The sequence below is a fragment of the Photobacterium sp. 2_MG-2023 genome (assembly GCF_030547675.1).
Classification (GTDB): Bacteria; Pseudomonadota; Gammaproteobacteria; order Enterobacterales; family Vibrionaceae; genus Photobacterium; species Photobacterium arenosum.
In genome coordinates this window covers 141,068-167,675 of the sequence record NZ_JAUOQQ010000005.1, presented here as the reverse complement: position 1 = coordinate 167,675, position 26,608 = coordinate 141,068, and the positions used below count along the sequence as shown (strand labels likewise).

Sequence of the window (26,608 nt, the reverse complement as noted above, 5' to 3'; positions counted from 1 at the left end):
TACTGAAGCACTGAATATTCCCTCCCCTTGGCAAGGGGAGGGGTAGGGTGGGGTTCGTGAAATGAGCACATATTTGGCGTTTGTGCCCAGTCCCCGGCTAGCCTCCCGCTTGAAAAGCAGAAGGATCGTACAGACCCGGGTTCATGAAAGGGATCAGGGCCAGTATCAGAGCCTGCTGATAAACACTGCTGCGGCTGAGCTTGTGCTCTGTGAGCATAGCAATGGCGCCACCTTGTTGCTTCACATTCTGCTGCTGAAACATATCATCCATTACATCCCCCAACTCTTCTCCGTCATGCAGACGGGCCAGCGCTTTTGGCGGCAGAGGCAGAGAGGCTGAACGGGATTCACCCCGCTGACTACCGTTATCTATCACCATCCAGGCAAACGTGGCACAGCCATCAAGCCCGGCTTCCAGACTGACGTAATAATCCGCGCCAGGCTGCAGTTCCCGGGCATGCACTACCCGGTTTCGGGCGCCGGTCAGGGTTTCTTCGGCACACATAGGTTGTGCTCTTACACCGCTGTCCACGGCAACACCGCTAATCTGCAGGACTTGCGCCGGAAAGGCTTGGTGGAAGGCGTTTTCTACCGCTCTAATTTTGGCCGGGTTTGTCGAGGCGACAATAATACGAATCTGGCGCTCTGGTGCTGGATTGGTGGTGTGCATGATGGGCTCCTTCATTTCACGTCGTTATTGTACGCATTGGAAGGGCGCTGTCACCCCTGACGGGCATCTGCAAGAGCATGAGCAAATCAGGGGGAGGGGGGCAGGATAACCAGCGGTGCAATCAGATGCGGTCGAATGACCAGTCGGATTGGATAATGTAGCCGTGAATCTTGAACTCGTCGTGGTTGACAAACAGGTTCGGAAAATCCGGCTGGGATGTGGAAAACACCACGCCATCTGCCAGTTGTGTCATGTGGTAGAAATCGGGCTCGCTGCCCCGCACCGACGCAAATACCGGCTGTTTAGGACGATAAGGTGCTTTGCGTGTGGCCAGTGCATAGCTGCCCAGCGGCGCACACTGGGCGATGTTTTCGTTATCTACCAGCAGGCCAAGGCAATCGTCGCGATCCAAATGATGCGGTATCGCCCGCTTGCTCAGTACGTCGACTTTGCCGCCATCGCGATAAGACAGATAGTCTTTGCGATGAATAATAGGAATGTAAGTCGATGTCGTGCTGTGCCCCGTTTCGTGACTGATGGCCGTTGTTGCCTGAGTACCTGAATCAATCTGTCCGGTCAGCAAATAGCTGATGGAGGTGTTCAGGGTTTCAGCAATTCTTTCCAGCTCACGTACTTCAATGCCGTATTTGCCTGACAGCTTACGGCTCATGGTGCCTTGTTGTAAGCCAAGAGTTTCACCCAGCTGTTTCTGGCTAATCCCCTGAATCTTGGCCAGGCGCTTAATCCGCTCTAAATATTCCATAAGAATGGCTTCCCGCTCGCAGTAAAAAAAGAATGCGAAAGGCATTCGCAAAAGTCATAAATTATTTTACTGATATCCTTGTCTAAAGGTTTTACTCAAGCTGAAAAGTGCGATGGATTTCGTTAAAGGAATATACATTTGCACTCGGTTGGGTAAAAAAAGGGACAATTTTTTTTCCAGTAAAATAAGCCAGTAAGAAAAAACCACGCCAACTGCTGACAAAAGTAACATATCAGTTCCGACCAAGAAATAAGGAAACAGCAGGGTAATGGCGGTTTTATGCATATTTTATGATATGCAACCCAAGGTTAAACAGGATTTCTTAAAAATCTGCCGAATGACAGAAAGGCGTACAGATTCAGTTTATAAGTGAAATCGATTTCATTCTCAGTGTGAATATGTGTCAATCATCAATAAATACACTGCATGTTATACTAATTTGGAATATTCAATGAGTCCCATCCGCCCAGCGACAAACAATCAGCAAGCTGTCTGTAAAGAGTAAGGACTGCCGGAAAGGTTTTTCCTTAACCGCTGAGCCGCATTGTTGTTAATCTTTATGTGCCGTTTCACCAGTATCGGGCAGGAAACGGTGCACAAATTGCACCATTATGGATCGAATGGCACTGTATTGGTGCGCAGAATCCTGGCACACAGGAAGTGCAGCAAAGCACACAATTTTTTGTTATTGATTTTCAGTTACTTAGTTTTATTGACGAATTTAGCAATTAACGAATTGAATTGGAACAGTTATTGCTTGCCCCTTATTCATGATTGATTCGCCCTAACTTGGGGCTTGTGGTTGATTTTTGCACATTTTTTGTGCGTGACTTAGGGAAGAGTTCAATGACTGAATCTATGACACAGGTGACGGGAGCCGTGCAGGCTCTCACACAAAGTGCGGACACTTTGTTCCTGCTGCTGGGCGCCATCATGGTGTTTCTGATGCATGCCGGTTTTGCATTTCTGGAAGTGGGCACAGTACGGCAGAAAAACCAGGTGAATGCGCTGGTGAAGATATTAGCTGATTTTGCTGTATCGACCATCGCTTATTTCTTTATCGGCTACTGGCTGGCCTATGGCGCCACCTTTTTTGCTGATGCTGAAACTTTGTCGGCCGGTAATGGCTTCGCCTTAGTCAAATTCTTCTTCCTGCTGACCTTTGCGGCGGCGATCCCGGCGATAGTCTCCGGCGGTATTGCGGAGCGGGCCCGTTTCAACCCTGTGCTGATTTCTACCTTTTTTATCGTGGGCCTGGTGTACCCCTTGTTTGAAGGTATGATCTGGAACGGTAACTTTGGCCTGCAGGTGTGGTTTGAAGGCCAGTTTGGCGCCGCTTTCCATGATTTTGCCGGCTCTGTTGTGGTTCATGCGGTCGGTGGCTGGATTGCGCTGGTGGCGGTGATGCTGCTGGGGATGCGTAAAGGGCGTATCCGGGCAGGCAAACATACTAACTTCGCGCCTTCCAACATTCCGTTTCTGGCGCTGGGGGCGTGGATCTTAAGTGTCGGCTGGTTCGGCTTTAACGTGATGTCGGCACAGTCGATTAACGGTGTCAGCGGGTTGGTTGCCGTTAACTCTCTGATGGCGATGGTGGGCGGAATTCTGGCCGCCGTCGTGCTGGGTAAAAATGACCCGGGTTTCATTCATAACGGCCCGTTGGCCGGTCTGGTGGCTGTGTGCGCCGGTTCGGATCTGATGCATCCTTTGGGGGCGCTGATTACCGGTATCGTCGCTGCTGCGATCTTTGTCTGGCTTTTTACTTACATGCAAAATCACACCAAAATTGATGATGTGCTCGGTGTCTGGCCACTGCATGGCGTGTGCGGAGCCTGGGGTGGCATTGCGGCCGGCATCTTTGGCCTGCAGTCGTTAGGCGGATTAGGTGGCGTCAGTTTCGTGGTGCAATTGCTGGGCACTGTGATAGGCATCGCGATAGCACTGGCTGGTTCGTTTATCGTTTACGGTCTGGTGGATAAGCTGTCGGGCCTGCGCCTGAGCGAAGAAGATGAGTTCAACGGCGCCGATCTGGCAATCCACAAGATCAGTGCCACCAATTTAGAATAGAACCCACCCAGCCTATAAATGCTTGAATGCCGCCTAGTGCGGCATTTTTATTGGTAATGAAAAGCTCTTGACGGCAAAGACTAGTTGCCAAGAGTACGTTTTTTGTTTTCTATGCTTTATTGAATGTTTTAACTACTAAGTATGTTAACTTTAGTTTAACTATATTTAAAGATCGCAATATGAAGAATTAAATATTGTTGATGTTTTTGTTAATATAAAATAAGTTGCATATTGGTTTTTATTTTGTGTAAACTTGTTTCCAAATTTTACGACTTGTTAAAGGGAAACATGAAAGTTTTTGATGTGGCTATCGTAGGGCTTGGTGCTACAGGGGTTGGATTACTTAATGAGATGCAAAAAGAAGTCTTTGCGTGCAGGTCTGCAAAACCATCCGTGGTTGTTCTAAACAATAAAATTAGTTTTGCAAGAGGTAAGGCATTTGGCGACGCAGCACCAATACATATCGTCAATACATCACCTACAATGATGTCAGCATCATCTTTGGAACCTGATAGTTTTAATAAGTGGCTCAGGAATGAGCATTTGGAAGAGGTTTTATGGCCAACAAGAATTAAATTTTCTAAGTATTTAGAAAATATTTACTTTGATATAATAAGATCTGAAATTTTACTTGTTCATGAATGTCAGGATGATGTTATGAACTTGAATTTTTTAGATAATGCTTTTGAACTGACATTAGATAGTGGTGATATCGTCATGGCTCGAGAAGTTGTGATGTGTTTGGGGGCAATAAAGTCTAATAACTTTAATGATATATCACAGCAAAAAGGCTTTATTCGTCATCATAGTGAGTTTGTTTCTTCATTAGAATCACATGTTATTATTGCAGGGGCAGGGTTAACGGCAGTTGATGCATTTTTACATGTTAATAAATTAAATGAATCAAAAGTTAGTATGTTTTCGCGTACTGGTTTAGCACCTACATGTTTAACAAAGAGTAGCCAATATATACCTAAGTATTTAAGCTGGAATGCAATACTTAGAGAGAATAAAAGACGCCCACTTCAATCTTTTATTAAATTATTGTTAGCCGAACATAGAGCGCTTCAAGATAAAAGTGAATTTAAACCAGCTCTAAGGTTAATGCAAGCGGGAAAGCAAGCTGAGTATTTTAATTACTTGGAATCTCGTGCATTGAATGGAGATCTTCCTTGGCAAGATGTTCTTATATCTACAAGGAGCTGGTTTCCAGATTTTTGGCGCTCTATGTCAATAGATGAACGTTCTTTTTTTATTAAAAAGTTTGGGGCTTTATGGGCTTCATGGCGTCATCCAATTCCCATGTCTTCATTTTCTCAATTAAGAGATTCAGTACAGAAAGAACAGTTGAGAATATATAAATCAATTTCTAATCCAGAATATCATGAAAATTCATTTCGGTTATTTACTGAGCAGGGTGTTTTGGACTCTGACATTTTTTGGGATGCTACAGGTGGTAGCGATATACTGGAAAATGTAGAAAATCCACTACTAAAAAACTTGTTCATGAATGAATATATACAGCCTCACTCTTGCGGTGGGATTATGATTGATCCTCAAACCTTCAGTGTAATAGCAAAAAGAAAGGATATTGAAGGTTTATATAATATCGGCCCGTTAAATAAAGGTGAACTTTTTTCAACGAATGCTTATTGGTTTAACGCGAATTGCTCTGAACGGTGGGCGCAACAATGGGTCAAACGATTTACCTCAAAATTTGAACAGTTATCAAAGGTAAGTGCATAATGTTAGCTCTTTCTCCATTGATTTATTTGACCTTAGGGTTCTTGACGGGGAAAATATTCCCACGACTAAAGCTATCACTCTCTATAGTGTTAGCTAAGTGCATTATACCTTTTATCATTATTTGGAATGTGTCTAACCATTTCAATGAAATGGCATGGGTTATTATAATAACTATGACCGTTATTCTTCTTTTGTTTTCTTTTGGGCAGTTTTTTCATAGGAGTGCGATAAAAAGTCTATGCTTTTGCTATTTAAATATAGGTTGGCTTGGCTTACCTATAGCAAGTTCTATATTAGGGGAGCAATCTGCTAGATTTATGCTTGCTGCTTACATTGGTAGTTCGATTGTTGGTAATTCAATTGGAGCGAATTTTTTATCTGGTAAGAAACCATCTTTCAAAAAAATATTATTTTCTCCACCTGTTATTGGTTTAATCCTTGGTGGTGCATTCATTCCAATGAGTAGCGTAATTGTAGCATATGGGCAAGAGGTTTATTCTATCAGCAAGTTTTTCATGAGCCTGTTTGGAATGATGATACTTGGTATGTGGCTCGCTGAAACTAAGTTAGAAGTAAAGCAAAGTATAAAAAGTGTTAAATCATATTTCTTTCGTGTTGGAGTATTATTGCTGATAGTTTTATCATTTTTTACTATCACAGCACTTACGAATTGGCATGGCTTGGAGGATTATATCCCTGTTTTGTTACTGGTATGCCTATTACCTCCTGCTGCAAATATTATAGTTTTAGAGACATACTATTTGGGTTCAGGTGAGAGTGCGCAAAAAATTTCTTATGAAACACTTTGTAGCCTAGTCGCAATTGCTATTTATGGGGTATTGATTCACAGGGTTGTCTTTTAATTATCCTAAGTGAATGATTTAGTGGCTTCTCTAATCATTATGCTGTGCTAACTCTATATAATAAGGCACCGATCCCATTCCCACAACGTGATGTGAGTATTAAAGGGCTGGAAAAGTTACTGAAAGCGTGGGAGGAGAGAAAAGCGGAATCGGGTGACTGAGTGATGAGTCTCGCGCGTTGCACCGAAGATCTGAATGCATAAACCCAACAAAGGATTGTATGACGATACTGCAATCATAATAATGACAGCCATTGTTCTCTGCTATGGCTTTGCTTTTTATGATGACTCCGTCCGCTTTCTTTCAGCCGCTGCGCTCAGTCACTTTGCCCGGATGTGGCACTGAAGTGTTACTGGCCGGGTTTGATCTGCACCATTACTCGCCGTCCCTGTTCAACCAGTTTGGCGTCAAGATGCCTGACGCAATAAGCCGGGCAGTGCCCAAGCGACAGGCGGAATTTCTGGCCGGCCGTTATCTGGCGCAGCAACTGCTGAAAGAGCGGGGAATGGCACCGGTCGAGATAGCGGTTGGCGACAACCGTGCACCTGTCTGGCCACAGGGGCTGACTGGCAGCATCAGCCACCATGACCAGCTGGCAGCCTGTGTGATTTGTCCTCAACATCATGAGCAGGCCGGTGTCGGTTTAGATATTGAGTTACCCGTTAACGCGGATATTGTGCCTGGCATGCAGGGGATGGTCGTCAATGAGCAGGAGCTGGCCAGGCTGGAAACAGATGAACAAAATGCAATCTGGTTGATGACCCTGATGTTTTCCGCTAAAGAGAGCATTTTTAAAGCCTTATATCCGCAAGTTCAGCGCTATTTCGACTTTCTGGATGTCTCGTTTCTGGGCATGGATGATCAGTGGCTGTACTTTGAGTTGAACACAGAGCTGGCTGCGTCTTTGCCCTCCGGCCGACAGGGAAAGGTGCATTACTCCAGGATGTCAGAGTCTGTGTTCACGTTTACCCGTTCCGAGTATTTTACTGATAATAATTATCATTATTGAGTTTGTTCCGGCCGGCAGTTACAATCGCTTTTTTTGTGAATGGGTCGTGCCGTCATGGACAGCAACACGCTGAATGCTAAGTCAGTGTTAAGGCTTGCTCTGCTTATCAATATGCTCTCGGTCGGAACCCTGATGATGGTGATGCCGCTGGGGCCAGATTTAGTCCGGGATATTGGTTTACAAGGTGAGCATATTGGATACATCAGCGGTGGTGCGACATTCGGCTCCGCGATAGTTGGATTTTTTCTTGCCCCTGTTTTGGATCGCTTCGATCGGCGGGCTGCACTGACGTTGTTTCTTTTGCTTCGCTCTGTCCTGATTGCGTTGTGCGGTCTGGCAGCTACGCCGGAACAACTGCTGCTGATGTTTATTGCCGCTGGCTGTTTCTCGGGCCCGCTCAGTGGGTTGATCATGGCATCCGTTCTTGATGTAACCAAAGTGGCTGAACGGGGCAGGGCGATGGCCTTTGTTGCCAGCGGGTTTTCGCTGGCGGCGATCATTATTGTCCCGGCTTCTTTGTTGCTGGCGCAGTGGCTGAACTGGCAGATGACTTTCTTCTTCTTTGGTGGCATGGGACTGATACTGGCGGTAGCGGTACGGATCTGTATGCCGTCGCTGGTGCCACAGCAACAAATGGCCGGAAGTCCGGCAGCACTATCGGCAGGGCTGGCCGGGATGGTTGGGTCAACACCGTTTCTGCTGGCGATGGCGATGATGGGGATCAGCCTGTTCGGGCATTTCCTGTTAGTACCGAATCTGTCGGCTTATTTCCAGTTCAACCTCGGTTTCCCGCGTAACGAAATCAGTTACCTGTACCTGCTGGGCGGGGTCATGAGCATACTTGCAATGCGATACAGTGGCAGGATGATGGATAAGGGATCAGGTCAAACGGCCTTGTTTGGTCTCAGTGCTATTGTGGCGGCTGTGGTGTACTACGGCTTTATCAGTGACAGCGCAGACAAATGGGTCTATCTGATATTTATGCTGCTGATGGCATCCAGTTCGGCGCGCAGCGCAGTGCTGGCAGCATTCACTTCAAGGGTTCCCCCTCCGCAGTATCGGGCGGCCTTCATGACCTATCAGTCGACGATGTCTAACCTGGCTGCCGGTGCCGCCAGCATCATGGGTTCGGTATACCTGACATCCGGCCCGGCGCATCAACTGCTGGGGCTGGATACGCTGGCAACGGCCACTATAGTCAGCGCGATTGCCGTGCCATTGCTGGTCTGCTGGTTTATCCCTTCGCTCAAACAGGCTCAGGTTTCACAACGCGCTCCGGGTTAATCCCGGGGCTTTCCGCTAGTTCTTCTTTTTTCTGCATTTTTTTGTACTCTCCCTGTTTCTTACCGTGCTCTTTATAAGCAACTGTTTTTCTATTTCTCCTATTGCATTCAAATGCGAATGAAAAAAATTATCAATTCTATTGAACTCTTGTTGACGATGATAATAACAATAATTATCATTTGCGCCATTGTTATTGATGGAGTGTTGAAATGTTTCAGCAACAAGGAGATAGTGTGATCAAGTTAACTCGTTTGAACCGGGCTTTGTGTGTAGTAGGTATGGTCTCTTCATTTACGGCGATGGCAGAAGTGGCCAACAAAGAAGTGATGGTGGTGACAGCGAGTCAGACGGAGCACCCGGAACTGACAGCTCCTGCTTCAGTGTCTTATATCACGCGTGAAGAACTGGATAACCTGGTGGTCAATGATGTCGCCGAAGCGATCAAAAAGCTGCCGGGTATCAACATCAATCCAGGCACCTCATACGGCCGGAATGAAATCAAAATCCGCGGCCTGTCTTCAGACTACACCTTGCTGCTGATCAATGGTCGTCGCATTAACTCACGTGATGGCCTGCTCAGCGCCTACGGCAACGACTTTGACCTGTCCAGTATCCCAATGTCCGCGGTTGAGCGTATCGAAGTGATCCGTGGCCCGATGTCATCCCTTTACGGGGCCGATGCGCTGGGCGGCGTGGTTAACGTCATCTTGCGCAAACCAACGGAAGACACGCAGGGCTCTGTCGGTTACCAGTTTGACGGTATCACCGAAGGCTCCGGCGGCGACACCAATAAGATTAATGCGTATGTCAGTGGTGCGCTGATCCCTGAAACCCTGCTGGGTAATCTGATCGTTGAAAAAAGCGATCGTGATGCCTGGCGCACGGATAAGTCTGTTAACCCGGATACCGATGTACTGGAAGAGCGCGACGAGCTGAACCTGTACTCGAACCTGAAGTGGCTGGTGAATGAGCAGCAGGATATCGATCTGGATTTGATCTACAGCAAAGATGATCGTGATGCGGACTGGAACAATTGGGGAACTGCGGTCAACAACGTGCAGGAGATGGAGCGCTATAACATCGCGCTGACTCACTATGGTTACTGGGCCAACTTTGATTCCCGCCTGCGCTACAACCTGGATATGTCTGAGCTGAGAGACGATTCCGAGCTCAACGGCGCGGTCGGTAATATTGATCAAACCAATAATACCGTGGATGCGCAGCTGTCCGGCTATCTGGGTGAGCACCTGCTGACCGGTGGCGCGGAATACCGTGATACCAAGTTGAAGAATAACCTGACCCTGAACACTGATTCGGTGAACTACAGCCAGGCGGCAGTTTACCTGCAGGACGAGTTCTCGCTGGGTAATCTGGCCCTGACCCTGAGCGGCCGTTATGACGATCACGAAGTGTACGGCGGTGAGTTCAGCCCGCGTGCGTATGCGGTTTATAAAATCAGCGACAGCTGGGTCGTGAAAGGGGGCGTCGGAAAAGCCTTCAAAGCACCGAGCCTGAACCAGTACAGTGATTCTTACTCAGTACTGGCCTGCCGTGGTGCTTGTAGCGTAGTCGGTAACCCGGATCTGAAAGCCGAAACCTCGCTGAGCTATGAGCTGGGTACCAGCTATGAAGCCGCTCGCTGGGGCGCCGGTCTGACATTGTTCCAGAACGACATTGACGACATGATTCAGGCAGAAAACTGGGACCGCGTCAGCACCGAGCTGAGCTACTTCAATGTGGCAGAAGCTGAAGTGAAAGGCGTGGAAACCATGGCCTGGGTGGACATTACAGACACTGTGAGCCTGTCGGCGAACTACATGTATACCAGTGCTGAAGACAAAGACACCAAGAAAGATCTGATTCTGTCGCCAAACCATACTGCCAATGTCCAGCTTGACTGGCAGGCACTGGAAAACCTGTACGCGTACACTTCGTATCAGTACACAGGTTCTCAGTATGTGCGTTCAGGTCAGAAACTGTCGGCATACGGCACCATGGATCTGGGTGCCCGTTACGAAGCCATTGAGAATCTGAACCTGAAACTGGGTGTCACCAATCTGACCAACGAAGAGCGTGACGAAGCCGCGACTCAGCTTGATTACATCCTGAAAGCCCGCAGCGTCTATGCCGGCGTGTCATACGACTTCTGATAACAACATCAGTCAGGACCACCTGACACCCAAAGAGCCAATGAACATTGGCTCTTTTTTCCCTGCAAAAGCAATGTGATGCCACTTTCTAACAATTAAAGCCCTAACGAATTAACACTCAATCAGCCAGTTTACGATGCGTCATAAGCTGCACACATTCTTGCGTAAAAAGGGAGTTGTGACATGCAACATACTCAAAGTGAGAATCCAATACTGAATCCGGTATTCTCACCGAATAGTGATCTTTTCTTCTCGTCTGTTTACCGAACAGTCAGAGGTAAAGGGATTAGCCAAATTATCACCACACCAGCCATTCACGGTGAGCACAGCCAGAGTGAATTCCAGCAGGTTATTCAACAGAAATTCGCCGAAGAAAAAGCCAAAGGTATTGAAAACCCCATTTTAATCGGTTCGATTCCGTTTGATGTTTCTGAGCCATCCTGCCTGTATATCCCCGAATCTGTCGAAGTGACCGAGCATCAGCCGGACACCTTTGGCGAACACAGCGGAATGTCAGCCAGCAAACCCTTACAGGTGCTGGCAAAGTGCAGTGAACCGGAAGAATCTGTGTTCAAGCAGGCTGTCGCGCAGGCGGTGGAAAAATTTCAGCGCACCCAGCTGGAAAAAGCCGTGTTGTCACGGGTGCTTAATATTGAGCTGAGCGATGACGTATCAGCCGATGATATTCTGGCCCGCCTGATCAAACAAAACCCGACCGGCTTCCATTTCGCCATTCCGCAACTAGATCAGTCGGTCTTGCTGGGTGCCAGTCCTGAGCTGCTGATCCGTCAGGAAGGGCAACACATTCTTTCGAATCCACTGGCAGGTTCGGCGAAGCGCCAGGCCAGTGCGGACGCCGATCAGCAAGTCAGTGAAGCATTGCTGCAGTCGGTCAAAGACAGGTATGAACACCGTCTGGTGATCGATGAAATTGCCCAGCAACTCAAGCCTTACTGCCGTGAGCTGGATGTGCCTGCCGGTCCGTCATTGATCAACACCCCGACCATGTGGCATCTGTCGACCCGGATTGAAGGCCAGCTTAACACGCCGGATAACGCAACTGCGCATTCAGATGACTTGCCTTATAACGTGTTGCAATTGGCGTGTTTGCTTCATCCAACCCCTGCGGTCTGCGGCTTTCCGTTCAACCTGTCGCGCGATGCGATCAAAGAGCTGGAAGGCTACGAGCGCGGCATGTTTACCGGCATGGTCGGCTGGTGCGATTCTCAAGGCAATGGCGAATGGGCGGTCACTATCCGCTGCGGTAAAGTGCGCGAGAAATCCGTTCGCTTGTTTGCCGGGGCCGGTATCGTCGACGCATCCTGCCCGCAGGCCGAATGGGCGGAAACCGAAGCCAAACTGGGCACTATGCTCAACGCCTTCGGGCTGGGCGAGCAGGGGGTAGCATGAGCATTGCCTTTACGCCCTGGCCGCCAGCGCTTGCCGAGCAGTACCGCCGGAAAGGCTATTGGACCGATGTGCCCATGACCGACATCCTGACGCGCCACCTGGATGAGCGTGCCGAACACCGGGCGCTGATGTGCGGTGAACGCAGCTGGACTTACCGCCAGCTTGAACAGGATGCCGAGCGGCTGGCGGCATCACTGCTGCGGCTGGGGGTGAAACCCGGTGAGACCGCACTGGTGCATCTGCCCAATGTGGCAGAGTTCTACATTGTTTTCTTTGCCCTGATGAAACTGGGCGTGGTGCCGGTGAATGCCTTGTTCAGCCATAACCGGCATGAGCTGACAGCCTATGCGGAACAGATCCGGCCGACGCTGGCGATCGTCTCGTCCCGCCACAGTTTATTTGCGGATGGTGAGTTTGCCCAGGCGCTGAGCCAGCAGGTGCCTACCCTGAAGCACTGGCTGGTCGATGGCGATGCCGGTTTCGGCGACTCGTTAGCCGCGGCTATAGCAGCAGGCACACAGTCGCAGAGCCGCGCTCTTAATGCTCAGGCCGATGAGGCCCTGAGATGGCCGGATCTGTCGGCCTCTGAGGTGGCCTTTTTCCAGCTGTCCGGCGGCAGTACAGGTACCCCGAAACTGATCCCCCGTACCCATAACGACTATTACTACAGTGTGCGTGCCAGTGCAGACATCTGTCAGCTGGATACTGACACGGTTTTCCTGTGCGCCTTACCGGCGCCGCACAACTTTACCCTGAGCTCACCGGGCGCGCTGGGCGTGTTTTACGCCGGTGGTGCTGTGGTGCTGGCAGCAGAGCCCAGCCCGATGACCTGTTTCCCGCTGATCAAGCGCCATCAGGTCACCATGACCTCTCTGGTGCCACCGGCTGTCACACTGTGGTTGCAGGCGGCCGCGGATGATCGCTCGGCGCTGGACAGTCTGCAATGGCTGCAGGTCGGCGGCGCCCGGCTTGGTGAAAGTCTTGCCCGTCGTATTGAGCCTGAACTGGGCTGCCGTTTGCAGCAGGTGTTCGGCATGGCCGAAGGTCTGGTCAACTACACCCGCTTTGACGACAGCGAGTGGCATGTGCTGAACACTCAGGGACGCCCGATCAGCGACGATGACGAAGTGCGGATCGTGGATGAAGACGGCCAGGATGTGCCGCGCGGCATCCCCGGCGCCCTGCTGACCCGCGGCCCTTATACCTTCCGTGGCTATTACAACAGCCCGGAGCACAATCGCGTCGCGTTTGATCAGGACGGTTTTTACCGCTCCGGCGATGTGGTGGTGATGACAGAAGACGGCTACCTGATGGTGGTCGGCCGTGACAAAGATCAGATCAACCGCGGCGGCGAAAAAGTGGCGGCGGAAGAGATCGAAAACCAGCTGCTGGCTCTGCCGGAAATCACTCAGGCGGCGCTGGTTGCCATGCCCGATGAGGTGATGGGCGAGAAAAGCTGCGCCTTCATTGTCACCACGAATCCCAAGCTGAAAACCCTCAGTATCCGAAAGCACCTGCGGACGTGCGGCATCGCTGACTACAAGCTGCCGGACCGGATCGAGAAACTCGACGCCTTACCCATGACGCACGTCGGCAAAATTGACAAAAAAGCCCTGCGTCAGTTGATTGCCAACCAGGTACAAGCCCAGTCACAGCCTCAGCCAGAAAAGGACGTTTTATCATGACTATTCCAGCATTACCGACTTATACCATGCCTGCTGCCGAGGCCTTTCCTGCTAACAAAGTGTCGTGGGCCTTTGAACCGCAAAAAGCGGCATTTCTGATCCACGACATGCAGGAATATTTTGTCAGCTTCTATGAGCGTGACAGCGCCCTGATGCAAACCCTGCTCAGCAATCTGGTGGCCCTGAAAGCCTTCTGTAAAGCCAACGGTATTCCGGTGATCTACACCGCCCAGCCTAAAGAGCAGAACATGGCAGACCGTGCCTTGCTGAACGACATGTGGGGGCCGGGTCTGAACAAATCCCCTGAGCTGCAACAAGTGGTTGCGGCGCTGGCGCCGGAAGCGGGCGATACCGTGCTCGACAAATGGCGTTATTCGGCGTTTCAGCGCTCGCCGCTGGAGCACATGCTCAAAGAGCTGGGCCGTGATCAGCTGCTGATCGGCGGTATTTACGGCCACATTGGCTGCCTGATGACGGCGGTGGACGCTTTTATGCGCGACATCAAGCCTTTCATGATTGGTGATGCAATTGCCGATTTCTCGCTCGAAGAGCATGACATGGCGCTCAAGTATGTTGCCGGTCGTGCTGGCATGGTGGTATCGACCGCTGCGCTGATTGGCACAGCTCAACAGGCCAACCCGCCGCACAGTGAATGGCCGGAAGTGCTGACCCGCAGCGGCCTGCTGGCACGCATTGCCAGACTGGTGGAAGAAGAGGAAGACGAGTTTGATCCGGAAGAGAACCTGATCGACTACGGCCTGGATTCGGTGCAGATCATGTCATTGATCACTGAATGGCGTAAGCACGGGGTGGTAATGAATTTTGTCCAGCTGGCAGAAACCCCGACCTTTAATCACTGGTGGGGCTTACTGGAACAAGCACTGGACAATGTGAACAAGGAGGTGCAGGGATGACAGCACTCAATACCGCTCAGCACGGGCTGTGGCTGGGGCACACCCTCAACGAAGACAAGGCGTTGTTTAATACCGCTGAATGTATTGTGTTTGACGGCAAAGTGGATGCCGGAAAACTGGAGATGGCTGTACGCCAGGCGGTGGCGGAAAGCGAGTGCCTGTCCTGTTACTACCGCAGCGAGAACGAGCAGCCTTACCGGGTTGCGGCCGCTGAACCTGTGGCATTTGCGGTGGTGGATCTCGAACCGTGCGGCGGACAGGACGCCGAGCTCGCAGCAGTGCGCCGCTGGGCCGAGCAGGATATGACGCTGGCGTTCGATCTTGAGCAGCAGTTGCCCGGCCGCTTTGCCCTGCTGCGCGGCGGGCAGCAGGATTATCTCTATAACTGCGTCCACCATATCGCGCTGGATGGTTTTGGCACCACCCTGGTCTTCCAGCGGATCGCTGAGATTTATTCCCTGCTGGTACAGGGTGTACAGGTTACGCCATCGCCGTTCGGATCGTTTCAGGCGGTGCTGGATGAAGATCAGCAACGGCGTGACTCCGGCGCCTATGGTAAAGCCCGCCAGTTCTGGCTCGATACCCTGGCCGGTAATACCGCGCCTTCATCGTACAGCCGCGATGTGGCGCCGATTGCGGCCCGCTTTCGCCGTCAGAGCAGCACCTTCAGCGACAGCCTCTGGCAGCAGTGCCAGAGCCTGGCTGATCAGCACCAGCTGACCTGGGTTGATGTTTTCCTCGCCGCGCTTTGTGCGCATCTGCGTCACTACAGCGACACCGAGCAGGTGGTGCTGGGGATGATGGTGATGAACCGTCTGGGCTCTAAATCGCTGACCGTACCCAGCATGCAGATGAACATAGTGCCGCTGGTGGTCGAGGTCTGCGGTGGCGACGATCTGCTGAGTGTGGCGCGCAAAGTGGCGGCGCACAAAAAGAAAATGCGCCGTTTCCAGCACTACCGCTATGAAGATCTGCGCCGTGATCTGAACCGGGTCGGCGGCAGTCAGCGTCTGTATGGCGCGCTGATCAATATCATGCCGTTCGATCATCCGTTGCAGTACGGTAACCTGGCAGCCGATACCCTGAATCTCAGTGCCGGACCGGTGGAAGATCTGACTATCGAGCTGCACAGTAAATCGGAAGGGCTGCCGGTGGTGGACTTTGATGCCAACCCGGCGGTGTACGAGCAAGATGAGCTGGCAAACCTGCAACAGGGGCTGCTGAGCCTGCTGGCGAACTGGTTAGCGGCTCCGGGCCAGAGCACAGACACTCTGCTGGGTGGCTTGCATGCCAAGGCGCGACTGGACGCCATGATTCAAGGTGAAAAACACGGGCAGACTGAGGTGACTTCAGTGCTGGCCGCGATCCGTCGCCATGCCGCTCAGCACCCGGACACTATCGCGCTTGAGCAGGACGGTATGTCGCTGACCTATCAGAGTCTGATGGAGAGAGCCGATGCCGCCGCCAGCGCCTTACTGACACAGGGTGTTCAGCCGGGCGAAAAAGTCGGGGTGGCGTTGAGCCGCTCTCTGCCGTGTATCACCACCGTACTGGGGGTGATGCTGAGCGGCGCGGTCTACGTGCCGCTGGATCCTGAACAGCCGATTGAGCGTCAGAGCAGCATCGTCAGCCAGGCCGGGATTCGCACCCTGATCACTGAAGCCCAGCACCAGCACCGTCTGTCGGTGCTGCCGGTCTCGATTCAGCTGGCCGGTCATCTGCATGCCGCGCCTGTGGCTTTGCCTGAAACGGCAGACACAGATCTGGCCTACATCATGTTTACCTCCGGCTCGACCGGACAGCCAAAAGGCGTGGCCATCAGCCATTATGCGATGAATCACTTCGTGGCCGCCGCTGCCACCCGATATGACATCAACGCGAGCGATCGGGTGTTGCAGTTTGCGCCGTTCAACTTCGATGCCAGCATTGAAGAAATCTTCGTGACTCTGAGTCAGGGCGCCACGCTGGTACTGCGAACCGACGCCATGCTCGAATCCATGGCCACCTTCTCTGATTCAATCACCGCCGCCGGGATCAGCCTGCTGGATCTGCCGACGGCGTTCTGGAACGAATGGGTGGTCAGCCTGCAGGCGGGCACAGCTACCCTGCCGAACACGCTCAAAGGCGTGATTATCGGCGGTGAAGCCGTGTACCCCGAGCCGCTGGCCCAGTGGCAGAAAGTGGTTGAGCAGGCCGGTATCGCGAACGGCGTGCGTTTGTTTAACACCTATGGCCCGACGGAAACCACAGTGGTGGCTACCTGCAGTGAGCTGCAGAATTTTCACGGCCAGCACAGCCAGTTACCTATTGGCCTGCCGCTGCCCGGGGTTGAAGTTCTGGTGCTGGATGCGCAGTCCCGTCCGGCGACCACAGGTGAGCTGGTTATTCTGGGCGACACCCTGGCGGACGGCTATCTGGGACAGACCCATCCGGCCTTTACCAGCCTGCAGGTGGGTGATGAACAGCGCCGGGCTTATCGCACCGGCGATCGGGTCACTATAACAGATGGTCAGCTGATTTATCTGGGGCGTATTGATAACGAGTTCAAAATCAGTGGTTACCGCATTCAGCCGGGCGAAGTGGAATCCCATCTGCTGGCTCTGGACGGGATCGACGAAGCCTGCGTACAGGGCATGGTGTTCGACAACGGTATCCGCCGTCTGGTGGCTTTTGTGGCCGGTGAACAGCACGACAGCCTTGAAGCCCTGAGCATCAAAAAAGCCCTGCAGGAAAACCTGCCTCCAGCGATGATCCCGACCGATTTCCGCTTTTTTGCCAGCCTGCCGAAAACCGGCAGCAACAAGGTCGATCGCAAAGCTCTGGTGGCTGGCTATCAGAATGACAGCGCCGAGCAGGTGCTGGCGAGCGAAACCGAAAGCCGGGTCGGCACTGTCTGGCAGCAGATCCTCGGGGTCAGCGCGATTCAGTCGCAGGATAATTTCTTTGAGCTGGGCGGACAGTCCTTGCAGACCATTCAGATTGTGAACCGTCTGGGCGCGGAGTTTGACGTCAGCATCAAGGTGTCCGATGTGTTTGACCGCCCGGTACTGAGTGATTTCTGCCGCTATCTCGATGAGATGCAGCAACAAAGCGAAGACGAAGTGGAGATGGTGTGGTGATGGCAGCGCAGCAGCAAACAGCAATGACCTTCAGCGGTCAGTTCGAGAACAAAGTGGTCTGGGTGACCGGTGCCGCTCGTGGCATCGGGCACGCGGTCGCCATGAGCTTCCACCAGCTGGGTGCTCAGGTCATCGGCCTGGATATAGATTTCAGCGCTGCACGTGAAGCGGGCACTGAACACCCGTTTGCCACCTATGAGGTGGATATCAGCAACCCGGATGCAGTCAGAGAAGTGGCGCAGAGGATTCTGGCGGCCTTCCCTGTGATTGATGTGCTGGCGAATGTCGCCGGGATTTTGCGGATGGGACAGACCGAGGAGCTGTCAGTGGATGACTGGCACACCTGCCTTAACGTCAACGCTTCCGGTGTGTTTTACCTGCTGCAGCAGGTGATCCCTGTGTTTAAGCAGCAGCGTCACGGCGCTGTGGTGACTGTCAGCTCTAATGCGGCGCACGTTCCGCGTCAGCACATGACCGCTTATTGTGCCTCCAAGGCGGCGCTGAGCAGCCTGGCCAATTGCGCTGCTCTGGAGCTGGCACCTTATGGCGTGCGCTGCAACCTGGTGTCACCGGGCTCGACCGATACCCCGATGCAGCGCTCACTGTGGCACAGCGAGGATGCCGAGCAACGCACCATTGCCGGTTTCCCCGAGCAGTTCAAGCTGGGGATCCCGCTCGGCAAAATTGCTCAGCCACAGGAAATCGCTCAGGTTGTGGTGTTCCTGGCCTCCGATCTGGCCAGCCATGTCACCATGCAGGACATAGTGGTGGACGGCGGGGCCATTCTTAACGCCTGAGCAGGCGCCTAACAGTGAAATAGGAAAACACAATGACAGACATGATTTCATTTTTGGCGGATCTTGAGCGCAAAGGCGTCCGGCTGGCACTGAACGAGAAAGGGCAGCTGATCTCTCAATGCAGCAAGCAGGCACTGACGCCGCAAATCGGACAGCAGATCCGCGACAACAAAGACGCCATCATCCGTTGCCTGAGCGCCCGCCAGGCCTATGAGCAACCCATTCCGGTACAACAGGCGGCCTCCGGGCCGCTTTCTTTCTCGCAAAGCGGCCTGTGGTTTATTGAGCAATATGAAGACAACTCGCATTTGTACAACATGCCGGTGCATTTTCGTCTGACCGGTAAGCTGGATGTCGGCGCGCTGGAATACGCCTTCTCGGCACTGGCGCAAAAACATGCCAGCCTGCGAACCCGCTTTCTGCGCAACAGCCAGGGCAAAGGTGAGCAGCATATTGCGGCGCAGACCGAGCTGACGGTGATGCACCATGACTTGTCCCATCTGGACAAAGCGGCGCGCGAGCAGGCACTGCTGAAGATGGTCGAGGAAGACATCTACCGGCCGTTTGATCTGGAACAGGGCGGCCTGACCCGGGTCGAACTGGTCAGGCTGGGAGAGGAAGAGCATCTGCTGATGCTGACCCAGCACCACATTATTTCAGACGGCTGGTCGGTAAAAAACATGTTTGCCGATTTCAAGCAGGCGTTTCTGGCCTATCAGAATAACCAGCAGCAGCCGGTGAAACCGACAGCGGTCAACTATATCGATTACGCCCACTGGCTCAACTCCCCGGCGTTTCGCGACTATCACGAAGAATTTCGCCCGTTCTGGGTCGAGCGCCTGAAAGGCATCCCGGAAGTGCATGCGCTGCCGCTGGATAAACCGCGTCCGGCCAGTCACAACAATGACGGTGCGCTGGTGTTCTCTGCCATCTCCTTGCCGAAGTGGCAGCAGTTCCAGCGACTGTGCCAGCAGAACAGCAGCTCTTATTTTATCGGCCTGCATGCGGTGTTCTCGCTGCTGATGGCCCGTCTGGGCGGCGATAAGGATGTGGTGATTGGTACGCCGCTGGCCTACCGTGAGCGCGCCGATATCGAAGATGTGGTGGGCTTTTTCGTCAATACCATAGTGCTGCGCACCCAGCTTGATGAGCACCTTAGCTTTGCCGATTACCTGCGTTACTGCCGGGAGCAGGATCTGGCGGCGTTTGATCATCAGCTGTTCCGCTTTGAATCGCTCAGTGAAGCGATCGGGGCCGACCGGACCACAGCCCTGAACCCTATCTTCCAGATCATGCTGGTCTATCAGGCCAAGGTAGATTTTAACGATCTGATCCCCGGCTGTGGTGCGGTGGAAGAACCCTCGCCGGTACTGCCGGCAAAAACCGATTTGTCACTGAAAGTCACCGAGCTGGTGGACGGTGTCCGGCTGGAATGGCTCTACAGCAAAGGGGTGTTTGAACATCAGACAGTGGCCCGCTTTGCAGACATGTTCCTGACGTTGCTGGACGGCATTCTGGCCGCGCCTCTCGCCAATGTGATGCAGTTGCCTGTGGTGGATGAAGCGCATCAGGCCAGCATCGCTCAGGCACTGGCAGGTTTGCCGGCCCGCGTCGATGCCCCGCTGCTGATCCATCAGCAGGTGAGCCGTCATGCGGCAGAGTGTCCGGCTCAGCCGGCCGTGACCGGATTCGACCGGACCCTGAGCTATCAGGAGCTGGAGCAGGCGGCGAACCGGCTGGCGCATTATTTACTGGCTCAGCAGTCGCACAGCGAAGCTCAGCCCGCTGAGCACAAAATTGGCGTGGTCGCCAGCCGGAGCACTCAGTATGCGGTGGCGGCACTGGCGGCCTGGAAAGCCGGTACGAGCTATGTCCCGCTCGATCCTGCCTATCCGAGCGCCCGGCTGCAGCATCTGGTCGATGACGCGCAACTGACTCTGATCATTGCCCATGACGCCCAGTTTGCTGAGTCCCATGGCGCGCTGACAGGGTGCAAAGTGATCAATATCACAGCGTCATCCATGGCTGAGCCGCTGTCACTGCTGCCCGAGACACCGCCTGCCGTGACTGTCATCGCGGACGATCTGGCCTATGTCATTTATACCTCTGGCTCGACCGGTCTGCCGAAAGGGGTGGAAGTCGAGCACGGCGCGTTTACCAATGTGCTGACCGATCATACTGCCCGCCTGACGCTGAGCGCAGACAGCGTGATGTTTAATCCTATGTCACTGGCTTTTGATGCCGGGAACATGACAGCCATTCTGCCACTGTTTGCCGGATCGCAGCTGGTGCTCGGCGAGCCGGATGACAGCTTGCTGGATCAGGCCGAGGCACACGGCGCCACGCATATGATCAGCTCGACTGCGTTGTTTGCCGCCATGGCACCCCGACCGCTCAGCTCGCTCAACACGGTCGCGTTCGGCGGCGAAGCCTGTCCGGCCACCCTGGCGGCCAGCTGGCAGGGCAAATTGCGCCTGCTCAATATGTATGGCCCGACTGAGTTCACAGTGACAGCGCTGGTGAAAGAGCTGCAGCCGGGTGAGCCGGTGACTATCGGTCATCCGGTCAAAAATACTCAGGCGCTGATCCTCGATGCGCAGAGCCAGCTGTGCCCTGTGGGTGTTGCGGGTGAACTGTGTCTGGCCGGTCTGGGTCTGGCGCGAGGCTACCTGAACCAGCCGGAGCTGACGGCCAAAGTCTTTGTGACCGTTGAGATTGCCGGACAGAGCGTGCGCTGCTATCGCACCGGTGATAAGGCGCGCTGGCTCAATAACGGCGAAGTGGAATACCTGGGACGGATGGATCAGCAGGTCAAATTGCGCGGTTACCGGATTGAGCTGGCCGAAATTGAAAGCCAGATCGCCAAAGTGGCGCCGCAGCTGCATCAGGTGCGGGTGATCGTCGCCGGTGAAGGCGCGCAGCGCCAGCTGGTGGCCTATGCCACTGCAGAAACCTCATCTGTGGTGGCTCAGCAGCAGCCGGACCCGGACCCGGGCCAGATCCTGTCCGCCGCGGCCCGCATTCTGCCGGAATACATGGTGCCGGTCGAGCTGCTGGTGCTCGATGAATTGCCACTGACGGTTAACGGTAAGCTGGATATCAGCCGCCTGCCGGCCCGCCAGCGGGTGACGGGTGAAGGTGCTCAGCCGGAAACGGAGACGGAAGCCCAGGTGCTGGCTATCTGGCGCGAGGTGCTCAATACCGAGCTGGGCGTGGAAGATGATTTCTTCCGCCTCGGTGGTGACTCCATTCTGAGTATCCAGCTTAACACCCGTCTGCGTGATGCCGGTTTTGCCTGTACCGTCAAAGATGTGTTTGAAGCCAAAACGGTACGTAAGCTGTGCCGGACCCTGGCTGCGCATGCTGAGACGGAACGGGCGATTGACGCTGAGCAGGGTCAGTTGTCCGGCACCTTTGATTTGCATCCGATCCAGCGCTGGTTCGATGCCCAGCCTTTCGCCCGTCCGGCGCACTGGAATCAGGCGGTGGTACTGGCGATTCCGGATCTGGATACGGCCCGCCTGACAGCCATGATGTCACAGCTGCTGGCGCATCATGACGCCTTGCGCCTGCGGGTGACGGAAGAGGATGGCGTGCGCCGTCAGCGTTATCAGGCCGCTGTTACTGTGCCTGAGCTGACAGAGCTGGATGCGGCCGCCATGACGCAAGATGAGCTTTATGATGCTCTGACCGCGCTGCAGTCGCAGTTTGATCTTGAGAACGGGCCTGTCATGGCCTGGGCGCGGATCCGTCATCTGCCGGGTGAGGAGGGCGCGACGTCTCAGGCCGGTCTGTTTGTGGCATTGCACCACTGGGTGGTGGATGCAGTGTCCTGGCGGATCCTGGCTGACGATCTGCAGCGGCTGTCGCAAGGGCTGCCGCTGGCGGATAAAACCTCCAGTTACCGTCAGTGGGGCGAGGCGCTGAAGGACTATGCCGATAATCATCCGGCGCAGTTTGACTACTGGCACAGCCAGCTTGAGAGCGCCCGTAATAGTGCAGGCAGTGCGCTGCCTGCCACCCGCAATACAGACAATGACGGTAACGTCATTCCGAGTCAGGCCATGCTGCAGCTGGATCAGGCAGAGACCGACCGTCTGGTGGGACCGGCCAATACTGCGTTTAGCACTGAGGTGCGCGACCTGCTGCTGTCGGCCCTGAGCGTGACGCTCAATGCGCTGGGCTGGGGTGAGCAGTCAACCGTGATGCTCGAAGGCCATGGCCGGGAAGAGATTGGCGCGCAGCTGGATGTCAGCCGCACCGTGGGCTGGTTTACCAGTACCTATCCATGCACTGTCGCTGTGCAGCCTTCGCTGGCGGAGACCATCAAACAGGCCAAAGAAGCCCTGCGTCAGATCCCGGATAACGGGGTTGGTTTCAATGCCCTGCGCTGCTATCACCCTCAGGGTGAGCAGCTGACTTTCTCGCCGCTTGTCTTTAACTATCTCGGCCGTCAGACCCAGAAGCAGGGCCAGCAGGCTGAGCTGTGGCGTCCTTTGCCTGTGATTCAGGGGCAGACCGCTTCGCCGCTGAACCCGGGCGCGGAGCTGCTCAGTCTGCATGGCGGGATCTACGACGGCCAGCTGACGCTGCGCCAGGTCGGGGTGCTGGATCAGGCATTGAGCGAGCAGTTCATGACGGCGTTCAAAGCCAACCTGCTGGCGCTGATCCACTACTGTGAGCAGCATGCCGAGTCCCACGGTCGGCAGTCGACGCCATCGGATTATCCGCTGGTGAGCCTGACGCAGCCGGAGCTGGACAGGCTGAGCAAACGGTTTGAGATCGAAGCGTTGCTGCCGGCTTCGTCGCTGCAGCAAAGCATGTTTACCCATCAGCAACGCTGCCCGGACGATGAAGCTTATCTGCTGCAAACCCCAATCCGTTACCGCCAGCCGCTGGATCTGGCGCGTTACCAGCAGGCTTGGCAAGCGGTTGTGGCCGCTTACCCGGCTTTACGCACTGTGCTGAGCGGCCCTTATAGTACCGGTGATCAACTGCTTCAGGTGGTGCAGCGCCAGATCGTACTGCCGTTTGAGGTGGTGGATCTGACCGGCGAGGACGATGCCGAGGCATTGATCACTGAATACTGCCAGTATGATCGTCAGCGCGATATGGCGCTCGATGGCGATGCCTTACTGCGCGTGCGCTGCTTCCGTCTGGCCGACGACGATATCCGGGTGATCTTCAGCTGTCACCATGCTGTGATTGACGGCTGGAGCGGTCCGCGTTTGTTTGCGGCGCTGCATCAGGCCTATGAGGCGCTGGCGGATCACAATAGCGACGATCTGGCCGCCTTGCTGCCGGTCGATCAGGCCTATCTGGCCCATGCCGAGTATGCCGCCAGCAGCCAGCCTGAAACTGCTGCCTTCTGGGCAGGCAAAGCGCTGACAAACGCTCAGGCCGATGATTTAACTGTGCTGTTCGGCCCGGATTTCGCTTCATCACCGCTGCAGCAGCAGCCTGAAATCGTGAAAACGGTACTGAGCGCGCAAGCTCAGGAGACGCTGCAGCACTTTGCGCGTCAGGTCGGTGTAACCCACAGTACGGTGGCACAGTTTGCCTGGCACCGTCTGGTTGCCCGCCTGAGCAGCCTGCCCGCCGCTAAGGCAACCACGATTGTCGGTAACGTGGTACCGGGGCGTGATGCACCTGTGGCCGGGATTGCCGCCAGTGTCGGACTGTATATCAACACCTTGCCGCTGATCATCCACTGGCAGGATGGCGACTCGCTGGCCAGCCAGCTGACGCAGTTGCAGGGCGAGGCCATGGCGCTGAACCAGCATGCGACCCAGTCGCTGATGGCTCTGCAGTCCGGACGTAGCCGCTTGTTTGACAGCGTGTTTGTCTATGAGAACTACCCGCGCGCCGAGGGGAATGCCAATCGTCAGAGCGAGACAGCTGACGGGCGACTGCGTCCCGAGTTTGGCCCGGCGTTTGAAAAAGTGGAGATCCCGCTCAGTCTGGTGGTCAATGAAGTGGGCGGTCAGCTGTCGCTACGCTTTGAGTTTGATGGCGCGCAGGTCGATCCGTCCCGTGCCAGTGAGGTGCTGATGCTGTGGCAGGAGGAACTGCTGCAGGTGATCGCCGCCGATCCGCAGCAGGCATGGCCGCTGACGCCGTTCGAGGGAGCGACTCAGCCCCTGCCATATCAGGAGGCGAAAGTCCGGCCTGAGCAAGATCACCCTGAGCGGGGCGTGATTACAACTGAAATGGCCGAGCTGGTCAGTGAGGCCTGGCAGCAGAGCACCCCGCTGCCAGTGACGCCGGATCATAACAACTGGCATCAGCCTTGGTGCGCGCTGGGGATAGATTCTCTGGCGGCTATTACGCTGGTACAGCGCCTGAATCATGCGCTGAATATGCATGATGTGTCGGCGGTGGGCGTCACGCAGCCTGTGACCTTAGCCTTCCTGTATCAGCATGCCACAGCGGATGCGATGTGCCGGGCACTGAGTGCTGCCAGTTCAGAGCCGCTGGACCAGCAGTCTGAACAGGAGGTGGCGGATGTCAGCAACTAATCATCGGGCTAAGCTTCCGGCTGAGCTTCGGGCTAAGCTTCGGGCTGAGCTCCGGGCAGATACTGCGCCGGACTTAGCGCCTATGCTGGAGGCCGCCCTGAACGGGGCGGCCGAATCCGGCCGAGAGGCGATTGACTTTGGCGAGCAGTCGATAAGCTACCGTCAATTGCTGGCAGCAGTCAGCCGGGTTCAGCAGCAACTGAATCAGGCAGATTTGCAGCCGGGCAATCGGGTGGGGATTCATGTCGAGCGCTCGCCGGCATTGATCGCAACCTTGCTGGCCTGCCTGTTTTCCGGTGTGGCGTTTGTGCCGCTCGACCCGTTGTTTCCGGCCGGACGGCTGAGAGACATTGCTGATGAAGCGCAATTGGATGCGGTGCTGGAGACGGGCGGGGATGCTTCCGCGCCAATCGGCTTTTGTTGCCCGGTGCTGTCTGTGGAACCTGAAGGCGAATGGCCGTTGCAGGCGGGCAATGCGGCGCCAATGTGTTCGCCCTTGCTGCGTCCGCACACTACGGCCTACATGATGTTCACGTCCGGCTCGACCGGCAAGCCGAAAGGGGTGGTGATCAGCCATCAGGCGCTGTCGACTTTTCTTTGTGCGGCGCTAGCTAGGCTGAATCTGGACGCCGGTTGTCACTGGCTGCTGATCACCACAATCGCTTTTGATATCTCGATGCTGGAGATTTTTGCGCCCTTACTGGTGGGCGGGCGTTTGCGGCTCACCAGCAGCGAAGAGCATAAAGATCCCCATGCCGTTGCCGCCATCTTAGCGCGCTATCCCTCGGTCAATACCCTTCAGGCCACGCCGACCTTCTGGCGGATGCTGGTCAATACCGGTTGGCAGGGCCAGACCGGACTGACCGCACTGACCGGCGGTGAAGCCTTAGATGGCGGGCTGGCGCAGCAGTTGCTGTCGCGCTGTGCGGAGCTGTGGAACTGCTATGGCCCGACGGAAGCGACGGTCTGGTCACTGATGTCACAGGTGCAGCCGGATCAGCCGATCACTATCGGCCGCAGTCTGGCAGGTTATGGGCATCTGGTGCTGGATGACAATGATCAGCCGGTGGCTGTGGGCCAGGAAGGGGAACTGTGTATTTATGGTGATGCGCTCAGTGACGGTTACTGGCAAAGGGCGGATCTGACCGCGCGCCAGTTCATCACCCGCAGTGACGGCCTGCGCTATTACCGTACCGGTGATCACGTCCGGCGGCTGGCGGATGACAGCTATCAGTATTTTGGCCGCCTGGACGGTCAGGTCAAACTGCGAGGCTACCGGATCGAGCTGGGTGAGATTGAAGCGCGCCTGCGCGGGTTAGCCGCCGTCAGGGATGCCGCGGTCACACTGGAAGGAGAAGGTGAGCAGGCAACTCTGGTCGCGTATCTGGAACAGGGGGAGCGCAGTGGGAACAGCGGTTCGCCGGAGATGACCCGCCTGCAACTGCGCAAGGCTCTGTCTGCCCATCTGCCCGGTTATATGATCCCTGGACGTTTTGTCTGGCTGGCCCGCCTGCCGACAACTGCCAGCGGAAAAGTGGATCGCAAGCAGCTTGCTGTCGGTTAATCCGGCCTGTGGTCACAACGAAAAAAACCGCCAGATTGACGTCTGGCGG

The 26,608-nt window shown here is 54.4% G+C and carries 15 protein-coding genes; 13 read left to right on the top strand and 2 right to left on the bottom strand.

Features of this window, described 5'->3' with window-relative positions; genetic code table 11:
* Positions 1-97: 97 nt before the first annotated feature.
* Both yjjX and Q4491_RS06345 read right to left on the bottom strand, forming a co-directional pair.
* Positions 98-670: an inosine/xanthosine triphosphatase gene (gene yjjX / locus Q4491_RS06350; RefSeq protein WP_303455767.1), complete on the bottom strand. Its 573-nt coding sequence runs from the start codon at positions 668-670 to the stop codon at positions 98-100.
* 121 nt (positions 671-791) lie between these two features.
* The gene (locus Q4491_RS06345; protein WP_192015646.1) at positions 792-1,433 is read right to left on the bottom strand and encodes a helix-turn-helix domain-containing protein; all 642 of its coding nucleotides are present in this window, start codon (positions 1,431-1,433) and stop codon (positions 792-794) included.
* An 846-nt stretch (positions 1,434-2,279) separates the two neighbouring features.
* Here Q4491_RS06345 and Q4491_RS06340 point away from each other — a divergent pair.
* The 13 genes from Q4491_RS06340 (at position 2,280) to Q4491_RS06280 (ending at position 26,559) form a co-directional block, all read left to right on the top strand.
* On the top strand, positions 2,280-3,500 hold the full coding sequence (locus Q4491_RS06340; RefSeq protein WP_303455764.1) for an ammonium transporter: 1,221 nt from the start codon (positions 2,280-2,282) through the stop codon (positions 3,498-3,500).
* A gap of 288 nt (positions 3,501-3,788) precedes the next feature.
* Positions 3,789-5,246, top strand: a complete 1,458-nt coding sequence (locus Q4491_RS06335; protein ID WP_303455762.1) for an FAD/NAD(P)-binding protein — start codon at positions 3,789-3,791, stop codon at positions 5,244-5,246.
* Entirely contained in the window at positions 5,246-6,109 is an 864-nt protein-coding gene (locus Q4491_RS06330) for a permease (RefSeq protein ID WP_303455760.1), read from the top strand. The genes Q4491_RS06335 and Q4491_RS06330 overlap by 1 nt, the downstream gene beginning before the upstream one ends.
* Positions 6,110-6,389: 280 nt before the next feature.
* Entirely contained in the window at positions 6,390-7,118 is a 729-nt protein-coding gene (locus Q4491_RS06325; RefSeq protein WP_218382699.1) for a 4'-phosphopantetheinyl transferase, read from the top strand.
* Between the two features lie 54 nt (positions 7,119-7,172).
* Positions 7,173-8,402 (top strand): MFS transporter, encoded by a 1,230-nt coding sequence (locus Q4491_RS06320; protein ID WP_303455756.1) that lies wholly within the window; start codon positions 7,173-7,175, stop codon positions 8,400-8,402.
* Between the two features lie 233 nt (positions 8,403-8,635).
* Positions 8,636-10,552: a TonB-dependent receptor gene (locus Q4491_RS06315; RefSeq protein WP_303455754.1), complete on the top strand. Its 1,917-nt coding sequence runs from the start codon at positions 8,636-8,638 to the stop codon at positions 10,550-10,552.
* Between the two features lie 183 nt (positions 10,553-10,735).
* On the top strand, positions 10,736-11,962 hold the full coding sequence (locus tag Q4491_RS06310) for an isochorismate synthase MenF (protein WP_303455752.1): 1,227 nt from the start codon (positions 10,736-10,738) through the stop codon (positions 11,960-11,962).
* Positions 11,959-13,647, top strand: a complete 1,689-nt coding sequence (locus Q4491_RS06305) for a (2,3-dihydroxybenzoyl)adenylate synthase (RefSeq protein WP_303455750.1) — start codon at positions 11,959-11,961, stop codon at positions 13,645-13,647. Before Q4491_RS06310 ends, Q4491_RS06305 begins: the two co-directional genes overlap by 4 nt.
* Positions 13,644-14,561 (top strand): isochorismatase, encoded by a 918-nt coding sequence (locus Q4491_RS06300; protein ID WP_192015654.1) that lies wholly within the window; start codon positions 13,644-13,646, stop codon positions 14,559-14,561. Before Q4491_RS06305 ends, Q4491_RS06300 begins: the two co-directional genes overlap by 4 nt.
* Positions 14,558-17,680 carry an amino acid adenylation domain-containing protein gene (locus Q4491_RS06295; protein ID WP_303455748.1) on the top strand — a complete coding sequence of 1,041 codons (3,123 nt, stop codon included), beginning with the start codon at positions 14,558-14,560 and terminating at the stop codon, positions 17,678-17,680. Before Q4491_RS06300 ends, Q4491_RS06295 begins: the two co-directional genes overlap by 4 nt.
* Positions 17,680-18,477 carry a 2,3-dihydro-2,3-dihydroxybenzoate dehydrogenase gene (gene dhbA / locus Q4491_RS06290; protein WP_272872723.1) on the top strand — a complete coding sequence of 266 codons (798 nt, stop codon included), beginning with the start codon at positions 17,680-17,682 and terminating at the stop codon, positions 18,475-18,477. Before Q4491_RS06295 ends, dhbA begins: the two co-directional genes overlap by 1 nt.
* A gap of 32 nt (positions 18,478-18,509) precedes the next feature.
* A complete protein-coding gene (locus tag Q4491_RS06285; protein ID WP_303455746.1) occupies positions 18,510-24,995 on the top strand; it encodes a non-ribosomal peptide synthetase in 6,486 nt (2,161 codons plus the stop codon).
* A complete protein-coding gene (locus Q4491_RS06280) occupies positions 24,982-26,559 on the top strand; it encodes an amino acid adenylation domain-containing protein (RefSeq protein ID WP_303455744.1) in 1,578 nt (525 codons plus the stop codon). Before Q4491_RS06285 ends, Q4491_RS06280 begins: the two co-directional genes overlap by 14 nt.
* Positions 26,560-26,608 lie beyond the last annotated feature (49 nt).

Coding starts and splice junctions, on each gene's coding strand:
- yjjX (WP_303455767.1), bottom strand. CDS start 670: ATGCACACCACCAATCCAGCACCAGAGCGCCAGATTCGTATTATTGTC.
- Q4491_RS06345 (WP_192015646.1), bottom strand. CDS start 1,433: ATGGAATATTTAGAGCGGATTAAGCGCCTGGCCAAGATTCAGGGGATT.
- Q4491_RS06340 (WP_303455764.1), top strand. CDS start 2,280: ATGACTGAATCTATGACACAGGTGACGGGAGCCGTGCAGGCTCTCACA.
- Q4491_RS06335 (WP_303455762.1), top strand. CDS start 3,789: ATGAAAGTTTTTGATGTGGCTATCGTAGGGCTTGGTGCTACAGGGGTT.
- Q4491_RS06330 (WP_303455760.1), top strand. CDS start 5,246: ATGTTAGCTCTTTCTCCATTGATTTATTTGACCTTAGGGTTCTTGACG.
- Q4491_RS06325 (WP_218382699.1), top strand. CDS start 6,390: ATGATGACTCCGTCCGCTTTCTTTCAGCCGCTGCGCTCAGTCACTTTG.
- Q4491_RS06320 (WP_303455756.1), top strand. CDS start 7,173: ATGGACAGCAACACGCTGAATGCTAAGTCAGTGTTAAGGCTTGCTCTG.
- Q4491_RS06310 (WP_303455752.1), top strand. CDS start 10,736: ATGCAACATACTCAAAGTGAGAATCCAATACTGAATCCGGTATTCTCA.
- Q4491_RS06305 (WP_303455750.1), top strand. CDS start 11,959: ATGAGCATTGCCTTTACGCCCTGGCCGCCAGCGCTTGCCGAGCAGTAC.
- Q4491_RS06300 (WP_192015654.1), top strand. CDS start 13,644: ATGACTATTCCAGCATTACCGACTTATACCATGCCTGCTGCCGAGGCC.
- Q4491_RS06295 (WP_303455748.1), top strand. CDS start 14,558: ATGACAGCACTCAATACCGCTCAGCACGGGCTGTGGCTGGGGCACACC.
- dhbA (WP_272872723.1), top strand. CDS start 17,680: ATGGCAGCGCAGCAGCAAACAGCAATGACCTTCAGCGGTCAGTTCGAG.
- Q4491_RS06285 (WP_303455746.1), top strand. CDS start 18,510: ATGACAGACATGATTTCATTTTTGGCGGATCTTGAGCGCAAAGGCGTC.
- Q4491_RS06280 (WP_303455744.1), top strand. CDS start 24,982: ATGTCAGCAACTAATCATCGGGCTAAGCTTCCGGCTGAGCTTCGGGCT.